Origin of the sequence: Herbaspirillum sp. UBA812, from assembly GCF_002296545.1 — a bacterium.
Taxonomy (GTDB): Bacteria; Pseudomonadota; Gammaproteobacteria; order Burkholderiales; family Burkholderiaceae_D; genus Herbaspirillum; species Herbaspirillum huttiense.
In genome coordinates this window covers 1-10,236 of record NZ_DBIC01000405.1, presented here as the reverse complement: position 1 = coordinate 10,236, position 10,236 = coordinate 1, and the positions used below count along the sequence as shown (strand labels likewise).

Below are 10,236 nucleotides of genomic sequence, written 5' to 3'. Positions count from 1 at the left end.
GCTTCCCAGCCGGCTTTCAGGGCGGCTGCTTGCAGGGCGGTTTTCAGCGGCTGGCCTTTGTCGTCGGTGAGTTTTACGTCGACTGGGCGATGGAGATAGCCGAGCAGGGGGGCGCTGTCGTATTGCTTCAGCTGCCAATCAGTCCATCGCACGGGGATATACGGTGTTGGCTTGAAGTCACCCGGGCCTTGGTTGCTGATGGTTTTCCATAGCTCAGGGAGCTGGGCTTGCCACCAGGTTGAGGACATTGCTCCTGAAGAGGGTGTATCTACTCCGGCTGCTTTCTCTTCTTTGACATACTGGGCGTCGAAGCTCTCGGGGCCTTGGTCGTCATTTTTTTTCCAGAAGAAATTCCATAACTTGACGATGTCGTATTCGGTATCGTTTTTATTGATATTTGATCGCTGCTGGACTACAAAAGGCCTGATGAGTTTATCGACGCGATCTGATCTGGTGACCAGGAATGCGGCCACACTGTTAGGCATAGCGGGAATAACGTGACCCTCTCTAGGTGTATCGACATGGCCCGGCGTTGCCACTAGAGAACGCGTCATGGAGCCATCTTCGCTGTATATCAATGCTGCCGGAACATCTGGATGCGTATCAAAGAAGGAGAAGAGCTTTTCAATCATGGCCGCACCGTCATCAGTGTTGGCGTCCTCTTGCCATAGCAGCAGCGTTACACCCAGGCCCGCTTGTTGACGTAGACCGGCGAGATCCTCTGATGGACGATGGGTGCGCTGCGACTTTGGTGGATACCAGATAATCACAGGCAGCGGCCACTGATCCACCGCACGGCCTGCTGCTTCTCTAAAAGAGAGTCCTGTTGCCACGCCTAAATCTGACAAACGCTGGTCGGCGCTATCTGTGTAATCCTCTGGATTTTGGGAAAGGTAGGTGGCGTGATTGTCTGCCTTCTTTTCAATTGCCTCCCAGATTTCTTCATCAGTCTTCTTTGCAACAGCGACTCCCATGCCTCGCACTTCCAGCACAAACTTCTGTCCTGTCTGCGCTAGCATGATTTGGTCGCCGGAATGATGCGTCTCCGCCGCCGACGTAAGCTGCTGTTGAGCTGTTTCCCCATCGGCTGCATTCGATGAACGATGCATCCAGACCCAACTTCCAGAAAATGCGAGGACGGCAACGCCAAGCGCAGCTAATGCACTATTCCGCAAACTATTTGCCATATCCGCTGATGCCTTGAAGATGCAAGATCATGTCTCTCTTGTCGTCACGCGTTGATGCAGGCATCAACGCGTCTTGTAATCATCAATCAAACGGGCTCTTGCCCGCGTGATTCTTGGCCCATGTAGCCTTGGTCGTTTCATCCGGCGGGCTGACCATGATGATGCTGGCCATGCCGTTCGGGCGGCGGTTCACCGTCGCACTGGCACCGCCCTGGTGATAGCTGGCGATCAGGCCGAGACCGATCTGTACCATGGGTGAACTGGTGCCGGTGTTACCGATGCGTGCGCCGATGTCGTAGCCTTCCTTGACCTCGTCTGGATGCGGAGCGGAGGTACCCATTTGCATCAATGCCTGGTTCAGCGGGATGACCCATTGCTTGTTGCCAGTGGTGTCGTAGAAGACGCGTTTGGGTTCGGTGGCTTCAGGCAGTCCGGCGATGGCCGCTTCCCAGCCGGCTTTCAGGGCGGCTGCTTGCAGGGCGGTTTTCAGCGGTTGGCCTTTGTCATCGGTGAGTTTTATGTCGACTGGGCGATGGAGATAGCCGAGCAGGGGAGCATCGTCAAATTGCTCGACTTGCCAGTTGGTCCAGCGCACCGGGAGGTAGGGCGAGGGCTTGAAGTCGCCGGGGCCTTGGTTGCTGATCGTTTTCCATAATTCCGGTAGTTTTTCTTGCCACCAGTTTGCGGACATGACACCGATGGCCGAAGGATTGGCGACCCCGGCTTCCTTTTCTTTCTTGATGAAATACGCATTGAAACTGTCCGGGCCTTGATCGTGGCTATTTCGCCAGAAGAAATTCCATAGCTTGACGATGTCATATTCGGTGTCGTTTTTATTGATGTTGGCAGTCTGCTTCACTGCATAGGGGCGGACTAAATTGTCGACCCGGTCCGAGCGGGTTACCAGGAAGGCTGCGACACTATCGGGCATCGCGGGAATGACGTGGCCGATCTTTGGCGTGTCAATACGGCCGGGTGTCTCAATCAGCGTTCGAAGCATGGATCCGTCAGTACTGAAGATCAGCGCTGCGGGCGCATCTGGATGAGTATCAAAAAAGGCGAACAGCTTTTCTATCATCGCTGCGCCGTCATCGGTATTGGCGTCTTCCTGCCACAACAGCAAGGTCACACCCAGGCTTGCCATTTGACGCAGGCCCGCCAGGTTTGCAGCTGGCCGTGTTCCGTCCTTCGCCTTTGGTGGATACCAGATGATGACGGGGATGGGCCATTGTTCGACAGCACGCCGAGCGCCCCTTTCAAGAGAAACACTAGTGACAACACCCAATTTGGATAAGCGTTCGTCAGCACTATTCGAGTAGTCGTCCGGATTTTTTGAGCGATAACTCTCATGATTGTTGGCTTTTTTCTCAATAAGTCGCCATATTTCCTCGTCTGTATCTTCGCCGACGACTACGCCCATTCCTCTTACTTCCAACACAAACTTATTTCCCGTCTGGGTGAGTATCTTCTTTGCCCCGGAAAGAGTTGCTTCCGTTGTCCCTGGAGAGACCTTTGGTTGTGCGCTAACCGTTGCTGCGGCACTCGATGTGCCATGCATCCATGCCAAATTTCCCACAAACGCTACAACAGCAATGCCGAGTGCACCTAAGATTCCGTTCCGAATATTGCTTCCCATATTCATCGTTTCCTGTCCTGTTATTTGCCACTGATGGTAGCTCTCGGTCATGATGTAGGCACTCCATAGAAGTGCCATCAATAAAAATGCGGCCAAATAAGGCCAAATGCGGGGCCTCATCGCATATTTCCCAAGTTGCCAAACGCTGTTCCCACCTGATTCTGATAAAAGCGTATATCGGGTTCCATGCTCTCGTACCGGGCCTTTAGTGCCTCATCTGTCAGTTCATTTACCACCAGATCGGGCATCGCCATCGAGACAAAACGTTCAGCGGGGAACGTGCCGGATTGGTAATAGTCCTTACATGCCGTTATAAAGTCCTTGTTCTCCTGAGATAGCTTTTCTTTGTATGCTCGATTCGCCAGAATAATGGAATAGGCGTACGGGCTTAATTTCCAGTCTGCAATTGCCAAGATTAATTCACGCCAAACTGGATCATCCAATGTCACGGCCTGCCCAATCGCCACGTCCATCGCCGTTACCCACCGTTGGTTCTCCGTTGCGTGCAAGATGGCCGAGTGATAGTTGTTGGCCTGGTAGACATCCTCATCACTCTTCATTCTCTTGCGTGCTTCATTGGGGGTCTCCTCGCGCTCTACCGTGTAGCTGACGGGGCCCATGGCCAATGTATTAGATAGAATGGGCTGCAATCGCCAGTGATGGGCCTGATCATCAATGGACGGATTTTTTGCATTGAAATCTCTCTTGGCCTTTTCCAGGTCATAACCCACGTCATTGGTAACGTCCATCTGCTTCCACTTCATGCTGGCGTATTGATTCCCGAGAATGACGTTCTGAGTCACATCATCCGGTTCTGCCATACCGATGCGGTCGTTTCCCCAACGATCTGGTCCTCCTTTGCGGCCCTTGATCTCGCCGCCATACAGGTCCGGTTCACATGGCGGCTTGAGCTCTTCGCCGTTGATGTAGCGCATTTCTGCCGGGATGAATTTATCTTGCATGAACAGGTTATTCGCTGCGTTTGAAATCCCATCTGCCGGTCCAGGGTTCAGACGCTCCGCTATCTCGCGAATCGGCACTGATCCCGGCTTGGTTCCGACTAGTACCTTCTTTCTCTTCCCGTCTGCTGGATCGATACGCTCCATACGCGTCCACATTCTCTGGAGAAAACGTCCATGTTTTGCCAAAGCCTTCATGGCATCCATACTCTTTTTGTTTTGCTGTGTTTTTGCCGTGCCGTCTGCCGGCACTACATCCGGAATTCCAAATGTTCCTATGCCATGAACCTTGCTCATCCCGACCACGGTATCCTCCGGGCAAAAGTAGAGATACACCTTGCCCCGGTTATCGCGTTCGTCGAAAGTCACCCACTGCTTGCCGCTTTTTTCCAGCCGACTCCCCGCTGATGGCTTCCATTTTGGACCGGCCCGTCCACCAGACTCGCAGTTGGTGATCAGCAGATCTGCCAGGTCAGGCAACCTGTAAGGTGCGCTCGTCACCTCGTTGACGATGTTGATCAGCGTTTGTAGCTTTGCCTGGCCGGTTTGATTGCAGTCTGGCGTCTGGTAGAGGCTATAGGGGCTATCCACCATGATGACGCAATCGACGCAACGCTCGCCGTCCTTTCTGAGGATGGCCTGGGCCAGCAGGGTCAGGATCGTCCCCTGGCTGTGGCCCATGATGGTAATCGTCTCATTTCCAGGAACTTTGTTTTTTCCTTTGGCGAGTGCCGAGGGCTCGATAGATCGGATCAGCCTGATCAGCCGGGCCAGGCGCGTAGCAGCCATGACGAAATAGCGACGATCTGGTCCGTCAGCGGCATAGAGCGTTCCCGCACTCAGGGCTAGCCGGGTACCGGTTCGAGCCGCTCTGTCCGCTCTGAAGCCTTGGCCATACATATCGGGAATATTGTTGGTCGCATTGGCGAAAAAGCCTCCGCCTTTGCCGAAGTTCTTGTCGAGGCGGTTGCCTTGCAGGTCCTGATACTGTCCACGCATTGTCAGGAAGCCGCGACCATCATCCGTGCCACCACGGATTTTATCTGTATTGCTTTTTCCCTTGGAATCAAACCGGGCAATTTCATCGTCGCTGGCGCGATAGCCCCAATAAAACGGGATGAAGACACTTTTGGTTTTGCCGGTAATTTCTTTGCGCTGATAAAGAAAGGTATCTGGATCAGCCAATATCTTTGCATCGACCACATTAGGATCTTTTTTTTGTTTGAGATTTTTATAGCTTTCTCCATAACTCCCCGCCTTCAAATCCCGCCGATCCAATCTCTCATTAAGCCCCTGACAAAGCCCTTCCTCAACAAAGGAATACACCGCCCCCGGATCATTGACCCCATGAATGAAGATAACAATCCCCGGCAGGTCGGCCGGCACTTCTATCGGCCGGTCACTGCACCGGTTGGCGTGGGAGACCGCTGCACCGCTGGCAGCGACATGGTTGGCATCGTTGCTATCGCCCATGATGATTCCTTGTTCCTTTTTATAACGCAGGTTTCAAAATATCGATCTTGAGTATGCGCATGGCATCATCCTTGACCAATTCAGTCAGCCCGTTCGCATCGCTCTTGCCCTCGATCACCCGGCCATCGTCCAGCGTGATGCGGTAAGACTGATTGGCCGCAGCAGGCGCGGTCTCGGCGGACTCGCCCGGATAATGCAAACGGAAACGCTGATCCGTCGGCGCATTGCTGAAACTGGCCTTGGCCGCTTGCTGCGTCGACGGACCGCCCCACTGATGGGACGCCGACAGCAGCTTGATGTCGCCCTGGGTCCCCATGGTCACGCCGCCACCGATCTTGATGTAGCTGCCGTCTTCCGCCACCAGGCGGATGGTCGGCGCAGTGATCAGGACCTCGTTCTCGTTGGTGCTGATCTTCACGCCTTTCTGCGCATTGGCAGTCAGCGCTGCGTTCTGCGCCTGCAGCAGCACCGGCCCTTCGCCCGCAATCGCCTGGATGCCGGTGCCACGAGAAAACAGCTGCATCCCCTGGCCCGCCGTGGCATTGAAGCGCTGGCCGCTCATCAGTTGCAGATGCTGTTGCGCGACCTGGTCGATGTTCTCGCCGGCATAGTTCAGCTGGGTCTTGGGCGTCACCGCCACCGAACCCGTGGCCGCGCCGAAGGCCATGATGGCGTGCGCGGCAGAAGGGGCAGAGGCGGCGCTGTCCTGTCCACCACTGGTACTGCCCGCATCCCAGTTCCGGAAGGCTCCGGCCAGCGCACTCTGGCCGCTACTGTCGGCCGCCTGGCCGCCGTGCTGGCCGGCATAGTCACCCAGGGACTTGAAGAGTTCGGTGCATTGGCCGAGCAGTTCGTTGAGTTCGTCGCGATCCAGCATCTGCCCCGCCGCCTTGTTGCGCGCATAGGTGGTCAGCAGGATGCCCTGCGCGGCACGCAGCGAGGCGGCGGCGTCGGTGCGCAGCTCGGCCCCTTCTCCGCGCGCCTGGCCGTTGCCGTCCGTGCGCGGCTGGGTCAGGTAGCCCAGGTTCAGTTCGCTGGCCGCATGTTCGCTGGCCAGCTGGCTGCTGATTTGGCCGGGCGTATCGTCAAAGCGCAACTGGTTGTAGCGGTTGGCCTGGATCTCCTTGGTCTTCATCCCCGACAAAAACCGATTGCCCGGCAAGCCGCCCGCATGGCTGAAGGTGGCCGGCTTGTTCGGTCCGTTGTGCAGCACGCCGGTGACGAACATCTTGTCCGGATCGCCGTTCAGGAAATCCAGCGCAACCTCCATGCCCACACGCGGCAAGGTGTCGTGGCCATAGCCATTGCCGGCCCAGCTGCTGCTCACGCGCACATAAGCACTGTCGGCATCGGTACCGCTGGTGCCCGCGCCCTGGGCGTGCGCGTGATCCTCAGGATTGAGGCCCAGCAACTGGACCTTGATGCGGCCGAGTTCGTCGCAATGCACCTCTTCGTTTTTCGGACCGACCACCCTTGCCGTCATCGGATGAACGCGCGGCAGGTCGATGCGCGGATCATAGGTCGGCGTGAGGGCAATGCCGCGCCGCACGCAACTGAAGCTGTTCTGGTAACGGGTCTCTTCCGTGGCGGAGGTGGCCGACTGCGTGATGAGATCGGGCAGGCCGCTGCTCCAGCGGCTGCTGTCGAAGAGGAGCTGCGCCCGTTCGTTGAGCGCCTTGGGCAGGTTGTTCTGGCCGCGATGATGCAGACGCGTGACCATGAACTGGCGTTGTTCCGGCGGCAGTTGACTGACGTCCGGGTGGCCCGTCAGCTCGAACCAGCGGCCCACGGCCAGGTCACGCACGCCGCTGCTGCCCTCGACGCTGGCCGCGCGCAGTTCGTGCGACAGCATCCGGGCGGTGGCCAGACGCTGGTAGTCGTCGCTGGAGTCGGCCGCATGGGGCACGTCGATGAAGCTGTCAGACAGCAGCTGGGCCAGGTCATTGCCGGCCTCTCCCTGGTCGAGGATGCTGACCTGCGAGGACTGATCCATCGCGCCGTGCTTGTAGTCGGCACTGGCGCGCTGGACGCTGCCGGAGACAATGTGCTGCGAGGCCGACCACAGCGTGATGCCGTCGCGCTCTTCCGTTGCGGCCTCGCGGTGATAGCGCACGATGCCGGCGCTGGCCTGGGGCAGTTTCATCGGATCGTCGCAGAAGACCAGCGTGTGGATCGGCAATCCGGCATCGCCGGATGAGGCCGCCTCCTGAGCGCGCTTGCCGGCGGCCGTGAACCAGGCAATCCCTTCGCGGCGGCACAGGCGGCGAATGAAGTCGGCATCGGATTCGTTGAACTGCAGCGTCATCTCGCGCTGGGGATAGCGGCTGCGATCCGTGGCGGCCAGGTCGAAATCGAACGCGCGGGCCAGCGCCGGGCTTCTGGTCTGCCATTCCTTGAGCAGGGTGTCGATGATGTCCGGTACGCTCTTGCTGCGGAAGATGCGGGTGTTGACCCGCCTCTCCAGGACGGACAAGGCATCGCGGATCGTCAGCTGATAGGTCGCCAGCGAACCGTCGGATTGTCCGGCCCGGGCATCGGTGATGAGGCCGCAGATCTCGTGCAGGGCACCGCGATCCGTGACCAGTCGCACCGCCACCGGCAGGCCGAGGAAGGTTTTAAGGGGGAGGTCGGAGCGGGTGGACAGGCAGGTCAGGTGTCCTTCGATGCCCGTGTAGAGGCCTTCCCGGATGTCGATCCGCTGTACGACCAGCACCTGTTCCAGCGTGCTTTGCGCCTTGCCCCAGTGCAGCCGGATGGCCCGGTTGCTCTGGTTCAGGGCGGAGGAGGCAAAAGCCTGCAATGCGTCGGCCAGATTCATGGCGCGGCTCCGGTCGACGCGGGAATGAATGATGTCGCCATGGTGGCGCTCCCAATTGCAATAGTTTTAATTTTTTGACACGAGGGACGAACGATGTTGCACAAAGCTCATCAAAGGTCGCTTATCAGACTATGGGAATGTGAAGAAGGTTTCACTTCGGATGTGTGCTGACTGAAATTTTTACTTGGGTCGTGCACAGAATGTCTTTCCGGCGTGCCTGCGAACAAAGTTTGCTGGATCCCGAGCGGGTGGTGCAGGCTTGTCTGCCCGGCGATATCCATGGGCTTGGACCGGAGATCATCCGTGGCTGCAAGGGGCTCGATATCGTGTCGGCCGAGGTGGTCGAGGTGTCGCCATCCTATGACCAGGCCGGGACCACCGCACTGGTGGCCGCCAATCTGGCCTATGAAATGTTGTGCATCCTGCCGGGCCTGAAACACCGCGCCTGAGTCAGCAGGGTGGATGGGATGTGAAGTTTCAGGCCAAAAAGCAAAATGCCCGCATCGGTTGATGCGGGCATTTTTTGAGGCAATCAGGCGGGCGGTGTTCAGGCCAGCGGCTTGTGCATGAACATGGCCTTGCCAGTTTCGGCTTTGAGTTCGTAACCCTCGAAGCCGCAGGCGCGATACAGCGAACGCGCCACGGCATTGCCTTCCAGGACTTCCAGCGTGAGCTTGCAGCAGCCCAGCTGGCGGGCTTGGTCCTCGACCGCCGCCAGCAGCAGCTTGGCCACGCCCTGGCCGCGATAGGCAGGCATCACGGCCAGGTCATGCAGGTTCAGCAGCGGCTTGCAGGCGAAGGTCGAGAAACCTTCGATGCAGGTCGCCAGGCCTGCTGGCGTTTCACCATCGAAGGCCAGGAAGACATGGGCAGTGGGACGTTTCTTCAGCTCGGCGGCCAGGTTCTCGCGCACGTAGCCGGAGAGCTGCTTGCCGCCGCCCATGGCGTCGGAAGCGTAGGCATTGAGGGTCTCGAACAGCGCTGCCGCGTGGGCAGCGTTGCCGAGGTCGGCCTTGATGACGGTCACACTCATGTCTTTCCTTTTCTTGTGATGGACGATGAACGATGCTGCCCGGAAAGCGGCTTGAAGCCTGCTTACTTGCCGGCTGCGCGCTGGCCGCCATGGGTCAGGGCCGACGGACGCGGACCACCCTGGCGTTGCGGCTGACCGGCACTGCGCGGCTGGCCATTGGCATTGGCCGGCTTGGGTGCGCGGTTGGCATTGTTGCCGCCGTTGCCGGCATTGCCACCATTGCCGCCACCATTGCCACGTCCACCCTGGCCACGGGCGGCATTGCCGTTACCGTTGCCATTGCCATTGGCTGCCGCGCGCGGCTTGGCTGCCTGGCCATGGCCGGCGTTGCCGCCAGCCGGCTTCGGTGCCGCCGCATTGCCGTTGCCGGCGGGCTTGCGCGGAGCGCTGCGCTGGCCACCGCGTCCGCCACCGTTCTGGTGACGGCCCTGGCCGCTGCGCAGCTGGATCGGCTGCGGCTTGGCGGTCGGGTCGGGCTCGAAACCGGCAATCACTTCCACCGGGATCTCGCGCTTGATGAAGCGCTCGATGTCGTGCAGCAGGTCGCGTTCATCCACGCAGACCAGCGACACGGCTTCACCGGTGGCGCCAGCGCGGCCAGTACGGCCGATGCGGTGGACGTAGTCTTCCGGCACGTTGGGCAGGTCATAGTTGACCACGTGCGGCAGTTGGTCGATGTCGATGCCACGGGCAGCGATGTCGGTGGCGATCAGGGCGGTCAGCTTGCCGTCCTTGAATTCGGCCAGGGCCTTGGTGCGGGCCGACTGGCTCTTGTTGCCGTGGATTGCCATGGCGGTGATGCCGTCGCGGGCCAGCTGTTCGACCAGCTTGTTGGCGCCGTGCTTGGTGCGGGTGAAGACCAGCACCTGCTTCCACTGGTGGGTCTTGATCAGGTGCGCCAGCATCGGGTGCTTCTTGTCGCGGTCGACCGGGTGGAGCTTTTGGGCGATCACTTCCACGGTGGAGTTGCGGCGTGCCACTTCGATCAGGGCCGGGTTGTTCAGCAGGCTGTCGGCCAGCTTCTTGATCTCGTCGGCGAAGGTGGCCGAGAACAGCAGGTTCTGGCGCTTGGGCGGCAGGGCGGCCAGCACCTTGCGGATGTCGCGGATGAAGCCCATGTCCAGCATGCG

At 58.7% G+C, this 10,236-nt stretch carries 6 protein-coding genes and 1 pseudogene; 1 reads left to right on the top strand and 6 read right to left on the bottom strand.

What is annotated here, in order from left to right; genetic code table 11:
* The 4 genes from B3873_RS26400 to B3873_RS26385 all read right to left on the bottom strand — a co-directional run.
* Positions 1-1,187 (bottom strand): type VI lipase adapter Tla3 domain-containing protein (locus B3873_RS26400; RefSeq protein ID WP_286870083.1); only part of this gene is annotated, 1,187 nt, incomplete at its 3' end.
* Between the two features lie 82 nt (positions 1,188-1,269).
* Complete coding sequence (locus B3873_RS26395; RefSeq protein ID WP_286870082.1) at positions 1,270-2,943, bottom strand: type VI lipase adapter Tla3 domain-containing protein; 1,674 nt, start codon at positions 2,941-2,943, stop codon at positions 1,270-1,272.
* On the bottom strand, positions 2,940-5,255 hold the full coding sequence (locus tag B3873_RS26390) for a T6SS effector phospholipase Tle3 domain-containing protein (protein WP_286870080.1): 2,316 nt from the start codon (positions 5,253-5,255) through the stop codon (positions 2,940-2,942). Before B3873_RS26390 ends, B3873_RS26395 begins: the two co-directional genes overlap by 4 nt.
* Positions 5,256-5,274: 19 nt before the next feature.
* Positions 5,275-8,073 (bottom strand): type VI secretion system Vgr family protein, encoded by a 2,799-nt coding sequence (locus B3873_RS26385; RefSeq protein WP_286870079.1) that lies wholly within the window; start codon positions 8,071-8,073, stop codon positions 5,275-5,277.
* 287 nt (positions 8,074-8,360) lie between these two features.
* Here B3873_RS26385 and B3873_RS26380 point away from each other — a divergent pair.
* A pseudogene (locus B3873_RS26380) lies at positions 8,361-8,522 on the top strand (arginase family protein); the annotation flags it as partial.
* Between the two features lie 98 nt (positions 8,523-8,620).
* On the opposite strand, the gene B3873_RS26375 reads toward B3873_RS26380, so the two are convergent.
* Positions 8,621-9,106: a GNAT family N-acetyltransferase gene (locus tag B3873_RS26375; protein WP_121039088.1), complete on the bottom strand. Its 486-nt coding sequence runs from the start codon at positions 9,104-9,106 to the stop codon at positions 8,621-8,623.
* A gap of 62 nt (positions 9,107-9,168) precedes the next feature.
* Positions 9,169-10,236: helicase-related protein (locus B3873_RS26370; protein ID WP_286870077.1), on the bottom strand; the 1,068-nt coding region annotated here is incomplete at its 5' end.

What these genes read in the sequence shown, in the direction of transcription:
- B3873_RS26395 (WP_286870082.1), bottom strand. Translation starts at nt 2,943, where the DNA reads ATGAGGCCCCGCATTTGGCCTTATTTGGCCGCATTTTTATTGATGGCA.
- B3873_RS26390 (WP_286870080.1), bottom strand. Translation starts at nt 5,255, where the DNA reads ATGGGCGATAGCAACGATGCCAACCATGTCGCTGCCAGCGGTGCAGCG.
- B3873_RS26385 (WP_286870079.1), bottom strand. Translation starts at nt 8,073, where the DNA reads ATGAATCTGGCCGACGCATTGCAGGCTTTTGCCTCCTCCGCCCTGAAC.
- B3873_RS26375 (WP_121039088.1), bottom strand. Translation starts at nt 9,106, where the DNA reads ATGAGTGTGACCGTCATCAAGGCCGACCTCGGCAACGCTGCCCACGCG.